Below are 17,836 nucleotides of genomic sequence, written 5' to 3'. Positions count from 1 at the left end.
CTCCTACAAGTTGACGATTCGTTGCCGAATCAATGTCCCGCGGACGAACGCTGCTTGCCGGCCAAGCGGAATTCAGCCAGCAGCGGCAAATGGTCAGAGGCCATCAGCGCCATGCGGCTGCGATGCAGCACAAATTCCTCCAGGGCCAGAGAGCGGTCAAAATACATATGGTCCAGGTGCATCAGCGGCAGGACCCCGGGATAGGTGCGGCGGCGGTTGAGATGGAGCTGAATGTCCACGCTCTCAAAAGAATGCTGCAACATGCGCGAAACCAGCCCGCGGGTCCACTCGTTGAAGTCGCCCAGCACCAGCCGCGGGTGCTTCAGGCGCGGTGACAGCAGGACGGCGCGGCTCAGCAGCATGTGCGCTTGCTTGCGACGCTCCATGTAACCGGTCCCCAGGTGGACGTTAAAAACGTGGACGATTTTCCCAGGCGCCACTTCAACATCGCAACGCATGCAGCCGCGCTCTTCACGGCGAGAAGCCGTCAGGTCATAAACCTCCACTTCCTTCACCGGGTAACGGCTGATCAGCACGTTGCCGTAACTGGCGCCGCGCAATTTACGCGTCTCGCCGATGCGATATTCAAACCCCAGCGCGTCCGCCAAGAACTGCGCCTGGTTTTGTTCCTTGCGTCCGGCGCTCAGGCTCACCACTTCCTGCAGCGCAATTACGTCGGCTTCAAGCTCACACAGCACCTGCGCGACGCGGTGCGGCCGGATGCGGCCGTCCATGCCACGGCACTTGTGGGTGTTGTAGGTCGCAATCCGAAATCCAGGCTTGTCTTTCATGGCCGCCTTACCGCATCGTTTCTGGCCCGTCCCGTTTCTGGCCTCCTTAGTTGGATGCTGGCGCCGCGCGTCTTGTTATCGCCGCCCGGACGGCGGCGCTCCTTTAGAATAACCTTGTGGGCATCGCAACCAAGCAACCGGTGCGCAAACGCGCTATCCAACAGAGTAAACCACAGCCGCTCACCGCTCCGGACTTGACGCAATTTTCCTGGCTGGTGCACGGCTTCAGCACACGGCCCGGCGGGTCGTCTACGGTTTACGGGGGCCGCAGCCTCAACCTGGGCTTCACCAAGGATGACGCCCGCAAGAGCGTGGAAGAGAATCGCCGCCGGCTCTTGCTGGCGCTCGGAGCTGCCCAGCGGACGTCCCCCTGGCCCCTGGTGACGCTCCGCCAGATTCACTCTGACCATATTCATGTGATCAGCTCGCCCGAGCCCGGCCCCCTGACAGGCGATGGCATGATCACTCAGTTGCCAGGCGTCGCTCTGGGCATCCTCACGGCGGATTGCTTCCCCGTGCTGCTGGTGGACACCAAGAAGCGCGCGGTGGGCGCGTTTCACGCCGGATGGCGAGGCACGTGCCAGCGCATCGTGGAGAAAGGCGTCGGCGCCATGCGCCGCGAGTTCGGATCACGCCCGCAGGACATCTTCGCCGCCATCGGCCCGGGAATCCAGAAGTGCTGTTATGAAGTGGGCGACGAGCTGCGCGGGAAGTTCGAATCGCAATTTCCTTACATCAATGAGCTTTTTCACGAAGTAAAGGACTCGGATCCCGTCCGGGAAAAATATCCGATGCTGTTCATGAACCAGCGCGCGCCCGGCCATGGCGACCTCTGCCTCAAACTCCATCTGGACCTGCGCGAGGCCAATCGTCGCCAGCTCTTGGACGCCGGGGTCCCGAAGAAGCAGATAACCGCCATGACCGATTGCACGGCTTGCGATCGCCAGCGGTTCTTTTCTCATCGCGCAGAAAAAGGCCGCACCGGCCGCATGATGGCGGTGATTGGTATCAAGCCTTAGCCGCAGAGATGCTTAGGGTTTGTCCGCGGGAGTTGCAGCGGGTGCGCTTGCAGCCGCCGGCTTGTTGTCTTGATTGATCACGTCTTTGAGTTCTTTGCTGGGCTTGAAGAAGGGGATCTTCTTGGCCGGCACGTCCACGCGCGCGCCGGTCTTGGGATTGCGCCCCACGCGCGGCTTGCGCTGCCGCGTGCGGAAACTGCCAAAGCCGCGGATCTCAATTTTGTCACCCGACCGCAGGGAGCGGACGACGCTATCAAAAATGGTTTCCACAATGATCTCGCTGTCTTTGCGGGTAAGTTCCGCCAAGCGTGAGACTTCTTCGATCAAGTCGGCTTTGGTCATAGGCCTTATTCCACCCTAAATAGGTTGTAACGTCAAGATTGGTTTTTGCCGTAGAAGCTTAATTCTCAACGATTTGACGCCTCCACCGCAAGCTGGCTGGGGAAGCTACGTTTGACGCTTAGCGACCTTCCGCGCGCGGCCAGTGCCATACGGGCAACGTTTTCACGCCGGAACAATCACCTTCAGCGCCCGTGGCAGCAAGCTGATTTCTACTGGCGTCTGGCAGACAGGCTCGCCGTCAGCATAAAGCTCCAGCGGACGCCCAGTCTCAATCCGCATCGTTCTTGCCTGAAAATATTCCACCTCTCTGAGCCTTAGGTGCTGGCCAAGGAAGATTGTTGGGAAGCAAACCAGTGTCTTCAACTTAGTCATTTTGCCGACGAAACAAATATCGAGCAGCCCGTCGTCTAGCTGGGCGCTGGGAGCGACTTTGGCTCCGCGGCCATAGCGTCCGGCATTGCCGACGGCGAGGAACATGCCCGGTTTGGCGATCTGCCGGGCTGTCGGGTGGCCACTATCCGTTTGCACTCCGAACTCCACGGGCTGAAACCGCATCATGGCCCGCAACGCAGCCAGGACGTATCCGGCAGATCCTTTCAACCATTGCGGCATGGCGTTGGCAATGCGGTTGGCTTCGGCGTCCAGGCCAATGCCCGCAACGCAGCAGAACAGGATTTCTTTGCTGTCTTTACGGATGACGCCAAGATCAATGTCCCGGACGTTGTCACCGGTGGAACAGAAATGTTTCCATGCTTTGAGCGCAATTCTCTGGTTCGTTATGCCCAATGACTTGGCAAAGTCATTGCCACTTCCTTTGGGCACGATCAGAGCGGGAATCTTGCGTTGATGAAGCTGCGGCAGGTGGCGATGGACGGTGCCGTCGCCACCGAAGATGAGAGCGGCGGAGATGTTGGCGTCCGCATGTTCCAAATCGGCAACAATCTCAATGTGGGGAGAGAAAATTTGAAAAGACTTCGCTGCCATGGGCGAAATGCTTGGGTGAAACAACGCGGCGACAGTCATCTAGACCCGTGTGGCACAGGCACTCTTGCCTGTGCCGGTTGCAGCCAGAGCCAGCGGTATGGATGAGATGCCCGGGGGTACGATGCGTGAGGAGTCATTTGGATGTGTGGACCGCAGCCGCCCCCGGCTGCGCTGATTCTCGCCAGGCCCAACGATAATCGTCAGGTCCCTTCGCCAAACCCGCAGCAATAGGGTTTTGCACGATGTACAACACGCGGTATTCAAAATCTCCATCAGATCGTGGAATGCGGTCGAATGATTCCGGCTCCCAAAGGGCTCCTTTTCGACCAAGAAGTTTATTCACACTGTGACTGGAGGCCCCTTTGATCCCATTCATGATTTCAGCAATTGAGAAAGGTTCGCCCCGGTCATTTTCCAACGGAGTAAAAAGCATGTGCACATGGTCTGGCATGACGACAAAGGCGTGCATGTGAACCTTGCGTCCGTTTTCAAAAAGACAATGGTCGAAGATCAGGGTTCTGGCTTCTTCCGGAAGGACAAACTCTCTGCGGGTACTGAAGCTTACATAGTAGGCTGCTCCGTCTCTTTCGATGTGTGGAAGGTTTCTCCGATAATAAGTGCTCATAGACGGACACCTTGGTGGTGCAACTGAATTTGGTACCTTTGCACACCCGTGGACCGCAGCCGCCCCCGGCTGTGTCGCAAGGGGCGAAGACGCAGGCGAGGGCGCCTGCGCTCCACACTACTTTATGATTTGAACTTTTCGCCAATGCCTTCCGACGTTCAGTGCAAACTCTTTGCTTGGCACCGGAGTGGCAATTTGATTCACAACGACTACGTTTCCATCAATTCGAACCGCCCTCTCCTTCAATTTTCGAGCTGCTTCGGAATTCGAGCTGCTCAAACTTACAGCTGAAATGATCTTATCGAGCCGAAGCAATGGAATAAAACTCCCTGCTACTACTTCTTTGAAATCGAACAAAGGGTAATAAGGGAGCGTCGGCCCCGCGAGCGCTTCTGTCTCTTTCACGTAAACTTGCAAATAGGGTATCCTCGAAACCTCGATGTCCTCCGGCACTTCATCCTTCTGAAACTGTTTAGCCCAGTTCTCTCCTGCGTCCTTGGCATCCTGCTCTCCGTGAAAGTCCTGGACAATCCTTCGCGCCAGCTCCTTCTTCGCCTCCATTGGATGCTCTTGTTGCTTTTTGCGGGCGATCTCCTCCAGCGACACATCCGTCAGCAACTCGTAATACCGCCACATCAGCTCGTCGGAGATGGACATCACCTTTCCGTAAATCTCCTGAGGAGGTTCGCTGATGCCGATGTAGTTCCCGTAGCTCTTGGACATCTTCTGCACGCCGTCCGTGCCTTCCAGGATCGGCATGGTCAGCACGATCTGCGAGGGCTGGCCGTAAGCGCGCTGCAGGTCGCGGCCCATCTGGAGATTGAATTTCTGGTCGGTGCCGCCCAGCTCCACGTCGGCTTCCAGAGCCACAGAGTCATAGCCCTGGCAGATGGGATAGAGCATCTCATGCAGGTGGATGGGCTTTTCTTCCTGGAAGCGCTTATGAAAGTAGTCGCGCTCCAGCATCTGCGACAAAGTGACCTTGGCGCACAGGCGAACAAAGTCTTCCACCGCCATCTTGGAAAACCAGCGCGAGTTGAAGTCAATGACCGTTTTCTCGCGGTCCAGAATCTTGAAGACCTGGGCCTTGTAGGTCTCGGCGTTGCGGTCCACGTCGGCGCGGGTCAGCGGCGGGCGCGTGGCCGAGCGGCCGGTGGGGTCGCCGATCATCCCGGTGAAGTCGCCGATCAGGAAAATCACGGTGTGGCCCAGGTCCTGAAAATGTTTCAGCTTGCGGATGAGCACGGTGTGGCCCACGTGCAGGTCGGGCGCTGTTGGATCAAACCCGGCCTTCACCCGCAGGGGCTTGCCGGTCTTGAGCGATTGCTCCAGCCGCTCACGCAGTTCGCGCTCGTGGATGATCTCCGCCGCGCCCTTTTTGATGTACGCCAGTTGTTCGTCAACAGGAGGGAAATTTGCCATCGGTGATGATTATAGAGAAGTGCCTTCTGAAACGCGCAAAGTGATGGACCGGTATTCTGAAGTCGCGAAGTACGGCTTTTTCTGAAGTCCCGAGCGCAGCGAGGGATCCCTACACCCCTCTAAGCTGCCTAGGGGGCACGTCGGATTGGGGTCTACGAACATTACGCGATGAGAGGGCTCCACTGGGGGAATTTTGAGGCGTACGCCACGCTGAATTGGGAAATCATAGGGATCCCTCACCGCAAAGAGCGCGGTTCGGGATTTCAGAAGCAGCTTCGCTCGGGATTTCAGAAGGAGCCCTTCAGGAGCAACTATCTTCCGCTCGACCCAAACCCGCCCGCCTTGCGGCTGGACTCGTTGAGGTCTTCCACCACTTGCACTTCGCCGGTGAGGACCGGATACGGAATCAGGTTGGCGAGTTTGTCTCCGGCGTGGATCACCGCCGGCTGGTCGCCCAGGTTTTCCATCAGGACCTTTATTTCGCCGCGATAGCCTGAATCAATCACGCCTCCGGTGAGTGCCAGCCGTCGCGAGGCCATGGAAGACTTATCGCGCAGCAAAGCGCCCATGGGACGGCCTTCCGGCGAAGTGCACTCAATGGCGATGCCCGTCGGCACCAGGGCGTGCCCGCGCGCGGCGATCGTCACTGTCTCGGCGGAGAAAATGTCATAGCCCAAGTCTTCCCCCGGATGGGCAACGGCGGGCGCTTTGGCATTGGGGGAAAGCAGTTTGACCTTGAGCATCAGTTGTAACGGGGCCTCAGCTTTTTCTGCGAATCACTCTTCTGTCGCGAATCTCAATCTCGCCGGAAAGCACCAGCCCAATCGCTTCCGAGTAAGCAATGTGCTCCTGCTCCAGAATCCGCGCGGAAAGCGTGTGCTCGTCGTCGGTATCCAGCACCGGCACGGTCTTTTGCAGAATGATGGCGCCGTGATCCAGGTGCTCGTCTACAAAATGCACGGTGCATCCGGAAAACTTCACGCCGTAGTCCAGCGCCTGCTTCTGCGCGTCGAGTCCGGGAAAAGCCGGCAGCAATGACGGATGAATATTGAGAATCTTGTTGGGAAAGGCCCGCACAAACTCCGGCGAGAGCAAGCGCATGTAGCCGGCCAGGCAGACCAGATCAACGTGGGCTGCTTTGAGCGCCGCCACGACTTCGGCGTCATGTTCTTCGCGCACACGGCCCTTGGACGGAATCAGCTTGGCGTTGAGCCCGCGCTTCCTCGCCGATTCCAGTCCCGGCGCATCGGCGCGATTGGAAATCACAATGGCGATTTCCGCCTGCAGGCGGCCGGCTTTCACGGAATCAGCAATGGCCTCAAAGTTGGAGCCGCGTCCGGAGAGCAGAATGCCAAGTTTTTTGCGGGTGGCCATGCGGTCAGGCGTACAGCACCTTGCGGTCGCCTTTGACGATGCGGCCGATCAGGTAGGCCTTCTCCCCGGCCTTCTCAACCATGGCCTGCACGCGCTTGAATTTTTTTGCCGGGACCACCAGCACCATACCGATGCCCATGTTGAAGGTGCGCATCATGTCGTCCTGGGGAACGTTGCCGATCTTCTGCATGTGGCTGAACACCGGCAGAACGGGCCAGGTGCCCATCTGCACGATAGCGGCCGTGCCTTTGGGCAGAACGCGCGGCAAGTTGTCGGTGATGCCGCCGCCGGTGATGTGCGCCAAGGCGTGGAGCAGGTCCGCGGCAATCAGCTTTTTCAACACCGGCCAGTAGCTCTTGTGGGTCTTCAGCAACTCTGCGCCGGCCTTGCCGTGCAGGTCATTGATGTAAGTTTCCGGCGTGTACTTGGCCACCTCAAAGAAAAGTTTGCGCGCCAGCGAGTAGCCGTTGGTGTGCAGGCCGTTGGACGGCAGACCGACGAGCACGTCGCCCGCGGCAACTTTTTCTCCGGTGATGACTTTGCTTTTGTCGGCAATGCCCACGATAAACCCGGCCAGATCGTATTCGCCTGCCGGATAGAAGCCGGGCATCTCCGCGGTTTCTCCGCCGATGAGCGCGCAGCCGTTGTGGCGGCAGGCGTCGGCGATTCCTTCCACAACTTTTTCCGCGATGTTAGGGTCCAGCATGCCGGTGGCCAGGTAGTCCATAAAGAACAGCGGCGTGGCGCCTTGCACGGCAATGTCATTCACGCAGTGGTTCACCAGGTCGCCGCCCACGGTGTGATGCACGTCCATCATGAAGGCGACCTTCAGCTTGGTGCCCACGCCGTCCACGCTGGAGACCAGCACCGGCTCGCGGTATTTCTTCTTGTCAATGGCGAACATGCCGCCAAAGCCGCCGATCTCGCTGACTACGCCGCGGGTGAAGGTGCGGTGCGCCAGGTACTTGATGCGCTGCTTGGCGCGGTCAGCGCGGTCAATGTTGACGCCGCTATCAGCGTAAGTAATCGAAGTATTCTTCAAGGTCTTCTTCAAGCTAGGGGTCCGTTGCTTCTTCAAAATTGTGCGGGGCTCCCAGGGGGTGGGGAAAATCTAATTTTAGCATTGCTCTTTCTGAAATTCCGAGCGGGCTTTTTCTGAAATCCCGAGACGAAGTCGGATAAGGATCCCTCGCCTTCGTCTCGGAACTTCAGAGGTAGCTTCGCGTCGGGAGTTCGGTAAGCTGCCGCTCACTTCTTGGCAGGGGCAGCCGTAGCCAGCTCTTTCCCCACCGAATCCAGCACGCCGTTGATGAACTGTACCGACTCCGGCGCGGAGAACTTGCGGGCGATCTCCAGCGCCTCATTGATCACCACCGGCCGCGGCGTTGTGCGATGCCCGATCAGCTCAGCCACCCCCGTGCGCAGGACGTTGCGGTCCACCGTGGCCATGCGCTCCACCCGCCAATGCTGCGCGTGCTTCTGGATCAGCGCGTCTATCTCCTCCTGGCGCTCCACGGCGAGTTGAAAGAGGTCGTCGGCAAAGCCGCGGGTCTCGTCGTCAAGGTCGCCGCGCTCGGCCCAAAACGTTTTGCGCACGTGGTCCGGCGTCTGCTTGCCCAGGTCCCACTGGAACAGCATCTGCAGGCAAAGTTCGCGGGATTTACGGCGGGTGCCCAATTGCTTCCTTTCGGTTCTCAAAAACTGCTTACCACTGATTTACACAGATAACACTGATCTGAAATTCGATTCCTTGACTATCGTTTCTTGCTCTTGGCTTTCTTTCTGACCATCTTCTTCCCTGATCGTGAAGATCCGGCGGAAACTTTGCCGCGCCCTGCGGTCTTGCGCTTCAAGCTGACCATTTCGATGGCCGAGGTCGCCGCCTCAAAACCTTTGTTGCCGGCTTTCAATCCCGCGCGATCCAGCGCTTGCTCCAGGTTCTCACAAGTGAGCACGCCGTAGGTGTGGGGCACGCCGGTTTCTTGCGCGGACTGCCCAATGCCCCGCGTGACTTCGGTGGCAATGTGCTCGTAGTGCGTGGTCTCGCCGCGAATCAGGCAGCCAAGAGTGATGATGGCATCATACTTTCCGGTTTCGGCCAGCGTGCGCGCCTGCGACGGTATCTCAAACGAGCCCGGCACGCGGACCACGGTAATGTCCTGTTCGCGGCAGCCGCTGCGGCGCAGACCGTCCAGCGAGCCTTGCAGCAGGCGCTCGGTGATGAAGGAGTTCCAGCGCGCGACGACGATGGCAAACTTCATGCCGCGGGCGTTCATGTCGCCCTCCGTGGCGCCGGACTTGGGGCGGTTCCTCTGCCAGAAAGCAACCTTCAGACCTTTGACCGGCTCGGCGATCAACGCGCGCGCGTCCCAGTCGGTCTCAAAGACGTAGGGGACGAATTTGATCTTCTTCTTGGCAAGTATGTCTTGAATCGAATCCAGGTCCGTAACTTCGATCCACAGGTCAGTGTGATGAGTCGCTGAGCCGTGCACCAGCTCCAGGTTGCCGATGGGCGCCAAAAACGCCGCGCCTTCGCTGACCGAGTCCTTCCAGCCTTTGCCGTGTTCGAAGCCGAGGACGGAAAAGAGTTCACGCAGCGCGGCAAAATCTTTAGCGCCGGCAACCTTGCGGATTGTGGTGATGCCTTTGATCACGCGCGGTCTACTTCCCCAGGAATTTCGCCGGACGCTTCTCCAGAAACGCCGTGGTGCCTTCGGTCTTGTCGTCGGACGCGCAGGCCACGCTGAACAGTGTGGCTTCCAGGAATAGGCCGCCTTCCAGAGTCATGTTCAGACCCTGGTTCACGGCCTCCATGGTGTACTGGATGGCCAGCGGCGCGTTGGCGATGATCTTCTTCGCAATTTCCTCAGCGCGCGCGATCAACTTGTCCGCCGGCAGAATTTCATTCACCAAGCCGATGCGGTGCGCTTCCTGGGCGGTGATCATGTCGCCGGTCAGCAGAATCTGCATGGCCAGGCCGGTGCCCACCAACCGTGGCAGGCGCTGCGTGCCGCCGTAGCCGGGAATGATGCCCAGCTTTACCTCGGGCTGCCCGATCTTGGCGCCTTCGCTGGCCAGGCGCATGGTGCAGGCCATGGCGATCTCGCATCCGCCGCCCAGGGCAAACCCGTTGATGCAGGCGATCACCGGCTTGCCCAGGTTCTCGATGAGGTCGAGCACGGCCTGTCCGCGATGAGTGTAGGCTTTGGCTTCAACGGGATTGTTCTTCTGCAGCTCATTGATGTCCGCTCCGGCAACGAACGATTTCTCGCCTCCGCCGGTGAGGACCACTACGCGAATGTCTCTATCCGCCGCCAGGTCGCTGAAGACCTCCTGCAGCTCGCCCATGGTGGCCATGTTGAGCGCGTTGAGGACTTTGGGACGGTCAATGGTGACGTAAGCGATGTTGTTCTTTTTTTCGAGTTTGACGTTTTCCATAAGTTTCACAATGCCTTTTCCCGATGTTCCGCCGCGCCCGCCAAGCTTCCTTTTCCTCGAGTGCCTTGAAAGAATATGCCGACCATCTGAGCCGGAATTTTGGACTATGGCTCAGCCGTCAACGACGCTGAGCCTGCTTCCGGCGGATTCTTGTCCTTACGCAAATAAAAGCGGCGTACCGGCCCCAGGAACAACAGTAGCAGTAAAACAGCAAACATCGCGATGAAGGTCAACTCATCAGCGTCCGGCCGGGCGTGGCTGGTGATGGGGTCCCAGAGAAAAATTGTCAGGCCGACGGCGTTGATGAAGGTAGCCAGCCACCAACCCCAGCGCCTGCCCTTCCATAGCCCCCAGCAGGATAGGACCGCGGGCAAGGCCATCCCTGCCACAATCTCCGCGGCCTCCACTAACCCCCGCGCCTCCTGCTCTGGATTCGCCGCCGGCGGCTTTAACCGCGCCTTGTGCGCCAGCACAAGCAAGAAGATCGCGGTGGCAACCAAGGCAACGGAGCCCAAAGTTTCCAGCAGCGCAACGGCAATGACCATCTTAGGACGTCGCATGTCTCTTTTGTGTTACGCCAAGAAAAGATTCCGCAAATTTACAGGCGGCTAGGCACAGGGTTCGCTGGGTCTGCGTAATCATAAAACCCTTTGCCGGATTTTCTTCCGTACCATCCGGCCATCACCAGGCGCTTGAGCAGCGGCGGCGACGCAAAACGCCGCTCGCGGAACTCGTCAAACATCACGTGGGTGATGTAGTAGGTGGTGTCCAAGCCGACGAAATCCAGCAGCGTGAACGGACCCATGGGGTAGCCGCAGCCCAGCTTCATCGCATTGTCAATGTCAGGGATGGAGCCGACGCCTTCTTCGTACGCGCGGATGGCGTCCAGCAGATACGGCACCAGCAGCCGGTTCACGATGAACCCGGTCTTGTCGCTGGTGCGGACAGGCACTTTGCCCAGGCTCTTGCCGAATTCGAAAGCCACGTCAAAGGCCGCATCCGCGGTGGCGATGGTGCGGACGACCTCCACCAATTTCATCAGCGGGACGGGGTTGAAGAAATGCAGGCCGACGAATTTGTCGGGACGCTTGGTGGCGGCTGCCACTTCCGTGATGCAGATGGAAGACGTGTTGCTGGCGAAGATGGCGTCTTTATTTACGATCGCGTCCAGCGCGGAGAACATCTTCTTCTTCTCTTCCACGTTTTCAATGATGGCTTCAACGATGATGTCGCAATCGACGAGGGCGGCCTGGTTGGTGGCGCCTGTGATGCGCGCGCGGGCCTGCTTCGCCATCTCCGGAGTGACGCCGGTCTTGTCCGGCTTCTCGGCAAACTTGGCCAGCGACTTCTCAATCCCGGCAAAGCCTTTATCGAGGAACTTCTGCTCTTGCTCGAGAACAACCACGTCATAACCGGCGGTCGCGCTGACCTGGGCAATGCCGGAGCCCATCAGACCGCAACCGAGAACGCCAACTTTTTTGATTGCCATATTGCTCCTTAAAAACTTAACAAAAGATCTTTACCACAGAGGGCACAGAGGCACACAGAGCAAGAGCCCAACCACAAAGGACACGAAGGATCACGAAGGTCTTTTTCTAAAATCTCGAGCGCAGCGAGAGATCCCTATGGCTAGCAGCAATCTTCCGTTCGACAGTCACACACCGCGATCTTAGCAGCTATAGGGATCCCTCACCCGCAAAACCTGCGGGTTCGGGACTTCGGATAAAGCTCCTTCGTGCCCTTTGTGGTTTGCCGTTCTTACTCTGTGTTTCTCTGTGTCCTCTGTGGTGAAGCTTACCTCTGGAGATTCTCCACGATCATCGCAATGCCCTGCCCGCCGCCGATGCACGCCGTCGCCAATCCGTACTTGGCTTTGCGGCGGCGCAGCTCATGCAGCAGAGTGATCACCAGCCGCGTGCCGGTCGCGCCCAGCGGATGACCGAGCGCGATGGCCCCGCCGTTCACGTTGACCTTGCTGCGGTCGAGAGCTAATTCTTTTTCAACCGCAAGATATTGTCCGGCGAAAGCTTCATTCACTTCGATCAGGTCAATGTCGGCGAGCGTAAGGCCGGCTTTCTTGAGCGCCAGACGGGACGACGGCACCGGACCGCTGCCCATGATCTTGGGGTCCACGGCGGCAATACCCCAGCTCACGATGCGCCCCAAGGGCTTGAGGTTGCGTTTTTGGGCCACCTCCAGGGGCATCATCACCACGGCAGCGCCTCCGTCCACGATGCCGCTGGCGTTGCCGGCGGTGACGGTGCCATTCTTGCCGAACGCCGGCTTCAGCTTAGCCAGGTTTTCCATGGTGGTGTCAGGTCGCAGGTGGTCGTCTTTCTCGAACATCTCGCCGGTGGGCTCGCCTTTGCGGTTCTTGAGCGCGACGGGCGCAATCTCTTCCGCGAGCCGGCAGGCCTGTTGCGCTGCGCCAGCTTTCTGCTGCGACTGCAAGGCGAATTCGTCCATCATCTGGCGGGTGATGCCCTGCTGCTCGGCGTAAAGCTCGGCGGTGTTGGCCATGTAGAGATTGCAGTAGGTGTCCAGCAGGGCCACCATGAGCGAATCTTCCATTTTGCCTTCGCCCAGGCCAAAGCCCCAGCGCGCGCCGCGAATCACGTGCGGCGCTTGAGACATGGATTCAATGCCTCCGGCCAGCACGGTGCTGGCTTCGCCCAGTTGGATCATCTGCGCCGCGCTGACCAGCGACTGTATGCCGGACCCGCAGATGCGGTTCACCGTCAGGGCCGGGGTTTCAATCGGCAGACCAGCTTTGAGCGCCACGTGACGCGCGCCATAGAGCGAGTCGCCGGACGTCTGCTGGGCGTTGCCGAAGACGGCGTGGTCGAATTCCTTGGGGTCAACACCGGAGCGCCGGATGGCTTCCTGGGCGGCAAAGGCGCCCAGTTCCATGGCGGTAAAGTCGCGCAATTTGCCGCAATAGCGGCCCATGGGCGTGCGCGCGCCACTCACGATTGCGATATCAGTTTGTGCCATAAAAAGTGAAACCTATGTGAGGAACGGGATATCGGGGGCAAACTGATTAGTTTAGCATTTTGCGGACCTTCGATATTTGCGCATATTGCCGGAATTAAGAAAAGCGCACCGGCAGGAGTGCCGGTGCCACACGGGCGTTGCAAGGCTCGCAACGATTTGGTAGGGCATGTCAAAAGCAAAATCTTACCGCTGATGAATGCTGATGACACTGATTGAAGGCCGGGTGATCCGGCAACCGGGTGATAACCGTGATCGCGCGACATCGCACGTCATCGCCGTGATCGGAAAAGCAGGTTCCTCACTTTTTCGGAATGGCAAGTCAGAAAAGCGCGGCAGGAATGGCCGTGACACACGATTCTCGTAACCATAGGGATTCCTCGCTGCGCTAGGAACAAAGAAAAAGCCAAAGCCTACTCGTTCCGCAACGCCACCAGCGGATCGACGTACGTTGCGCGGCGGGCGGGGACGTAGCATGCGATTAAGGCCGCGATTGCCAGCAGCGCGCAGATGCCAAGGAAGGTTGCGGGGTCGGCGCGGCCCACTCCGAACAACAGGTTCTTGATCAGGGCAGTCGCGGCCAGGGCCCCGAACACGCCCAGAGCAAGTCCAACGCAGACCAGCCGCATGCCGTGGCCCACGACCAGGCGCATGATGTCCAGGCGGCGCGCGCCCAGGGCCATGCGGATGCCGATTTCATTGGTGCGGCGGGCCACGGAGAAGGAAAGCAGTCCGAAGAGGCCGACGCAGGTCAGCCCCAGGGCCAGCAGGCTGAAGGTCCCGCACAGCGTGGCGATCAGGCGGTCCTGGCGCAGAGATTCATCCACCTGCTGGCGTAGCGTCCTGACGCTGGCGACGTTCACCGTGGGATCAAGCTGGCGCACCAGGTCGCGCAAGGGGCGGACCAGCATCTCGGCAGTGGCTCCGGCGTCGCGCGCTTTCCCATACGGGCTCGAACTCCCCGCCGTGCCCACGTTGCGTGCAGCACCCGCGTTCCCCGCCGCACTGGAATTTTCCGCCGCGCGGGCGCTTCCCGCCGCGCGCACGCTTAACGTGGCGCGAATCGTGGAACGAGGTTGCGACTGCAAACTAGCCAGATAGAAGAAGTCTGGCGTGGCTTCGCGAAGATCGTTGTACTTGGAATCGCCTACGACGCCGACGATCTCCATCGGCGGACGCGAGCCTTCCACAAACTTGAAGCGCTTGCCGAGCGGGCTGTTTTCCGGGACGGTTGGGTCGCCGAAGAAATGCCGTGCCATGGTCTGGTTGATGATGGCCACCGGCGGCGAGTCCGGCGTGTCGTGGACCGAAAAGTCGCGTCCGCGGAGGAGCGGAATGCCCAGCGTCGCGAAATATTTTGGCCGGACGGCGGTAAAAAACGCGTGCGTCTGCTCGCCGGGCTGGGGAACGTAGCCGTCAACGTTCAAGTTGATACCCAGTACATGGCCGCTGATGGGCGTGAAGGTGGAGAGGCTGGCGGATTGCACGCCGGGCAGCTCTTGGGCGCGCCGCACCAGGCGGTCATAGAAAGCCTTGACCTGTTCCGCCGTCTCGCCGGGGGCATTGCCGTTCATTTCCAGGACCACCACGCGATCGCGGTTGAAGCCGGCGTCAAAGGTTTCCAGATTCACCAGGCTGTGCAGCAACAGTCCCGCGGCGCCGAGAAGCGTGACGGAGAGCGCAACCTGCCCCAGCACCAGCGCAGAGGCCAGGCGAGTGTGAGCAAAGCGGCGTCCGCCGGCGCCGGAAGCTTTGAGGTCATGCCCCAGGTTCAAGCGCGAAGCTGAGAGCGCGGGGACCAGCCCGCAAATCAGGACGGTAAACACGGTGATGGTTAGGGCGAAGAGAAAGACGCGGCCGCTCAGGCCGGCGGCGAGCGTGGCATGAGAGCGCTCCGTGGCCAGCGACGCCACCAGCATTCCGCTGGCTACGCGGCCCACCACCAGCCCGGCCAGCGCGCCGGCTGCCGCGAGCAGCATGCTTTCGGTGACCAACTGGCGGACGGTACGCCAGCGCGCCGCGCCCAAGGCCGTGCGCACCATGATTTCACGGCGGCGCTCCGTTCCCTGCGCGAGCAAGAGGTTGGCCACGTTGCAGCAGGCAATCAGCAACACCAGGCCCACAACGCCCATCAGGATGCGCGCCGGCAGGGAAAAGCGTTCGCGCAGATGCGAGAGCCCGCGCGCCGCAGGCGTGATAACGGCGTGGGCCATGGCCTGCTTGCGCTCGACTTCGGGAACACCCGCGTCTTCCGCAATGCGCGGCAGCAGGGGTTCCATGGCCACTTGCGCCTGTTGCGGGGAAACGCCGGGGCGCAGCCGGGCAACGATGGTCACCCACTCGCCGGGATCATAGGGCGTGGAGCTTTGCAACGGACGGCCGGCTTTGAGCGGCAGATAGAAGTCCGGGGCTTCGCCGACCACCATGCCGGAAAATTCCGGCGGCGCCACGCCGGCGACGACATACGTCATGTTGTGGACGGGGACCATTTTGCCGATGATGGCGCGATCGCCATGATATTCGCGCTGCCAGTAGTTGAAGCTGAGCACGGCCACCTGGCTGCCGAAGGCGCCGCGATCGTCATCGGGCTCGAGCAGGCGTCCGGCGTAGGGATGCACGCCGAGAAGACTGAAGTAATCGCCGGAGACCAATTCCGCGCGCACGGTGGAAGTGCGTCCGTCGCCGGACTGGCGGTCAAAGTCAATGGGCACGAACGCCAGCGCGCCGGCAAAGGCCCGTAGGTCGCGAAAACGGTCCAGCGCCAGGATGGGCCAGGCATCACGTTTGTGGATGGCTCCTACCGCATCGAGCACCACCAGTTCGTCGGGCGCGCGCACCGGCAATTTGCGCAGCAGCAGCGGGTCCAGGATGGAGAAGATCGCGGTGTTGGCGCCGATGCCCAGCGCCAGCGTCAGCACGGCAACAGCGGTAAAGCCCGGCTTCTTCGCCAGCAGCCGCGCTCCGTAGCGCACGTCTTGGAACAAAGACTCCAGCATGGGTATTTGAGGCTAAGAGTTTCGCACAACCATCGCTAGGGAAGGAGGGAACGAAAGGCCGATGAACGGATTTCCCGCAAGACCAGTCAGATTCCGCCGGTACAAACAACAAAGGCCGCCCCGCAGGGCGGCCCAGGTTGGTTGATCTTCATTGTTCAAGGCCCATCCAACAACACGGTTGGCGCTTGGCGCCCGCCTTCAGCTTAGAACCTGAAGTTCACGCCGCCACGGGGCAGCTGCGCTTTGACTTCAATGCTGTGGGTGAAAACGTTGGTGGGAAATGCGATGGGTGGTGTAAAGGCTGTCAGGTTGGTGCTGGTCACCGATCCTGGGCTGAAACCAGCATAGAGGTATTCGCCCTTGATTGACCAGTGGTGGTTCAGGCGGTATTCAATACCGCCACCAACGATCCAGCCCGCTTTGTTCTGGTCCAGACTTGCATTTTCATGGGCAGTTGCAAACGTGTCAGTAAACAGCCCGCTGTATTGCACGCCGGTGAAAGCCACACCCGCCGTCCCGTAAAACAGCGTCTTGCCGCCGACCACAAAGCCGGTGCGGGGACGGATATTGAACATCCAGTTGGTCTTGGCGGTTTGGACGACGGTGAACGCCGTGGGCGCGCAGCAGGGATACGTCTGCGTTGCGGTCACGGAGCTGTCCATGCCCATGGTGCTGAAATCAGCTTCCACACCAAACACAAAATTGTTCCATTGACGGTTGTAGCCTATCTGGCCGCCGAAGGTATATTTTTTGGGACTAATGTCCTGGTTGCTGGCATTGGTGATTGCGGGCGTACTGGTGGTGGCGAAATAGCCGGTCGGACTGAAGATGGGGCTGGTGTCCACACGAGCGTGGCCGAAGTTGCCCCCTCCGGTCCCGCCGACATAGAACCCTGTAAAATCCTGGGCCATTGCTGAGGCGCAGAATCCCAGAGTTAAGACAATCAAGCTCAACGCAAAAATCTTATGTGACTTCAAACTTTTTTCACCTCGCTCTTGGCGTTATAACACTGGACGCGGGAATCACCAAAGTAACCTCCGTAACCTGTAACCTCTTGTGTCACTAGGGCGAAACATCGGGGGCGCACCTGAGGGCCCCCTCGCGGCAACACTAGGATGCCCGGCAACAACTTAGTGTTCTTCAGGGTTGCATCGTTACTAAACATTGTTTAGGAGAAATAAAAAAAACCGCCCCGAAGAGCGGTTTCTTGTCTTACGAAAGAAAGAGTTACTTGAAGAACCCGCTGGCCTGGGCCAGGCGTTTGTTGACTTCGTCCCAGTTCACAACGTTCCACCAGGCCTTGAGGTAATCCGGGCGGCGGTTCTGGTACTTGAGATAGTAGGCGTGCTCCCAGACGTCATTGCCCATGACCGGGAAGTCGCCGTTGGAAAGTGGGTTGTCCTGGTTGGGCGTAGACGTGATCTTCAATTCGCCGGACTTGGTGCTCACCAGCCAGGCCCAGCCGCTGCCGAACTGGCCGACGCCCGCTGCCTCAAACTTTTCCTTAAAGGCGTCAAAGCCGCCGAAGTTTTTGGTGATGGCGTCCGCAATGGCCCCGGTGGGATTGCCTCCTTTGGGGCCCATGATCTGCCAGAACATGGTGTGGTTCACGTGGCCGCCACCGTTGTTGCGGACCACGCCGCGCACGTCTTCCGGCAGCGCGCTCAGGTTGCGGATAAGTTCTTCCGCGCTTTTCTTGGCCAAGTCAGGATACTTTTCCACCGCGCCGTTCAGCTTGGCGACATAGGCAGCGTGGTGCTTGTCATGGTGCAGGTACATGGTTTGCTCGTCAATGTGCGGTTCCAGAGCGTTGTAAGCGTACGGCAAGGGGGGAACTTCGTAAGCCATTGCAAT

The 17,836-nt window shown here is 59.5% G+C and carries 18 protein-coding genes; 1 reads left to right on the top strand and 17 read right to left on the bottom strand.

Annotated features, from left to right (window positions below; translation table 11 throughout):
* Nucleotides 1-29: 29 nt before the first annotated feature.
* Nucleotides 30-791: an endonuclease/exonuclease/phosphatase family protein gene (locus LAO20_17745; GenBank protein MBZ5533276.1), complete on the bottom strand. Its 762-nt coding sequence runs from the start codon at nt 789-791 to the stop codon at nt 30-32.
* Nucleotides 792-946: 155 nt separating this feature from the next.
* Here LAO20_17745 and pgeF point away from each other — a divergent pair, with 155 nt between their 5' ends.
* Nucleotides 947-1,810 carry a peptidoglycan editing factor PgeF gene (gene pgeF / locus LAO20_17740; protein ID MBZ5533275.1) on the top strand — a complete coding sequence of 288 codons (864 nt, stop codon included), beginning with the start codon at nt 947-949 and terminating at the stop codon, nt 1,808-1,810.
* A 12-nt stretch (nt 1,811-1,822) separates the two neighbouring features.
* On the opposite strand, the gene LAO20_17735 is transcribed toward pgeF, so the two are convergent.
* The 16 genes from LAO20_17735 to LAO20_17660 all read right to left on the bottom strand — a co-directional run bounded on the left by LAO20_17735 (nt 1,823) and on the right by LAO20_17660 (nt 17,830).
* Entirely contained in the window at nt 1,823-2,152 is a 330-nt protein-coding gene (locus LAO20_17735) for an integration host factor subunit beta (GenBank protein MBZ5533274.1), read from the bottom strand.
* A 162-nt stretch (nt 2,153-2,314) separates the two neighbouring features.
* Complete coding sequence (locus LAO20_17730) at nt 2,315-3,136, bottom strand: diacylglycerol kinase family lipid kinase (protein MBZ5533273.1); 822 nt, start codon at nt 3,134-3,136, stop codon at nt 2,315-2,317.
* Nucleotides 3,137-3,269: 133 nt separating this feature from the next.
* On the bottom strand, nt 3,270-3,761 hold the full coding sequence (locus LAO20_17725) for a transposase (GenBank protein ID MBZ5533272.1): 492 nt from the start codon (nt 3,759-3,761) through the stop codon (nt 3,270-3,272).
* Nucleotides 3,762-3,878: 117 nt separating this feature from the next.
* Nucleotides 3,879-5,183, bottom strand: coding sequence for a tyrosine--tRNA ligase (gene tyrS / locus LAO20_17720; GenBank protein ID MBZ5533271.1), 1,305 nt, complete (start codon nt 5,181-5,183; stop codon nt 3,879-3,881).
* Between the two features lie 311 nt (nt 5,184-5,494).
* Nucleotides 5,495-5,926 (bottom strand): dUTP diphosphatase, encoded by a 432-nt coding sequence (dut, locus tag LAO20_17715; protein MBZ5533270.1) that lies wholly within the window; start codon nt 5,924-5,926, stop codon nt 5,495-5,497.
* A gap of 16 nt (nt 5,927-5,942) precedes the next feature.
* On the bottom strand, nt 5,943-6,557 hold the full coding sequence (purN, locus tag LAO20_17710; GenBank protein ID MBZ5533269.1) for a phosphoribosylglycinamide formyltransferase: 615 nt from the start codon (nt 6,555-6,557) through the stop codon (nt 5,943-5,945).
* Nucleotides 6,558-6,561: 4 nt separating this feature from the next.
* Nucleotides 6,562-7,611 (bottom strand): phosphoribosylformylglycinamidine cyclo-ligase, encoded by a 1,050-nt coding sequence (purM, locus tag LAO20_17705; protein MBZ5533268.1) that lies wholly within the window; start codon nt 7,609-7,611, stop codon nt 6,562-6,564.
* Nucleotides 7,612-7,805: 194 nt separating this feature from the next.
* Nucleotides 7,806-8,234 carry a transcription antitermination factor NusB gene (gene nusB, locus LAO20_17700; protein MBZ5533267.1) on the bottom strand — a complete coding sequence of 143 codons (429 nt, stop codon included), beginning with the start codon at nt 8,232-8,234 and terminating at the stop codon, nt 7,806-7,808.
* A 77-nt stretch (nt 8,235-8,311) separates the two neighbouring features.
* Nucleotides 8,312-8,833 (bottom strand): 6,7-dimethyl-8-ribityllumazine synthase, encoded by a 522-nt coding sequence (ribH, locus tag LAO20_17695; protein MBZ5533266.1) that lies wholly within the window; start codon nt 8,831-8,833, stop codon nt 8,312-8,314.
* A 385-nt stretch (nt 8,834-9,218) separates the two neighbouring features.
* Nucleotides 9,219-9,995, bottom strand: coding sequence for an enoyl-CoA hydratase/isomerase family protein (locus tag LAO20_17690; protein MBZ5533265.1), 777 nt, complete (start codon nt 9,993-9,995; stop codon nt 9,219-9,221).
* 104 nt (nt 9,996-10,099) lie between these two features.
* Nucleotides 10,100-10,555 (bottom strand): DUF2127 domain-containing protein, encoded by a 456-nt coding sequence (locus LAO20_17685; GenBank protein MBZ5533264.1) that lies wholly within the window; start codon nt 10,553-10,555, stop codon nt 10,100-10,102.
* A 38-nt stretch (nt 10,556-10,593) separates the two neighbouring features.
* Nucleotides 10,594-11,484, bottom strand: a complete 891-nt coding sequence (locus tag LAO20_17680) for a 3-hydroxyacyl-CoA dehydrogenase family protein (GenBank protein MBZ5533263.1) — start codon at nt 11,482-11,484, stop codon at nt 10,594-10,596.
* Between the two features lie 305 nt (nt 11,485-11,789).
* Nucleotides 11,790-12,989 (bottom strand): acetyl-CoA C-acetyltransferase, encoded by a 1,200-nt coding sequence (locus LAO20_17675; GenBank protein MBZ5533262.1) that lies wholly within the window; start codon nt 12,987-12,989, stop codon nt 11,790-11,792.
* 410 nt (nt 12,990-13,399) lie between these two features.
* Nucleotides 13,400-15,982, bottom strand: coding sequence for an ABC transporter permease (locus tag LAO20_17670; protein MBZ5533261.1), 2,583 nt, complete (start codon nt 15,980-15,982; stop codon nt 13,400-13,402).
* A gap of 203 nt (nt 15,983-16,185) precedes the next feature.
* Entirely contained in the window at nt 16,186-16,959 is a 774-nt protein-coding gene (locus LAO20_17665) for an outer membrane beta-barrel protein (protein MBZ5533260.1), read from the bottom strand.
* A 250-nt stretch (nt 16,960-17,209) separates the two neighbouring features.
* Nucleotides 17,210-17,830: a superoxide dismutase gene (locus LAO20_17660; GenBank protein ID MBZ5533259.1), complete on the bottom strand. Its 621-nt coding sequence runs from the start codon at nt 17,828-17,830 to the stop codon at nt 17,210-17,212.
* Nucleotides 17,831-17,836: the final 6 nt, after the last annotated feature.

This window comes from Terriglobia bacterium, from assembly GCA_020072815.1.
GTDB lineage: Bacteria > Acidobacteriota > Terriglobia > Terriglobales > Acidobacteriaceae > Angelobacter.
Note: the sequence above shows the minus strand (reverse complement) of the source record. Positions and strands in the feature narration are given on the sequence as shown.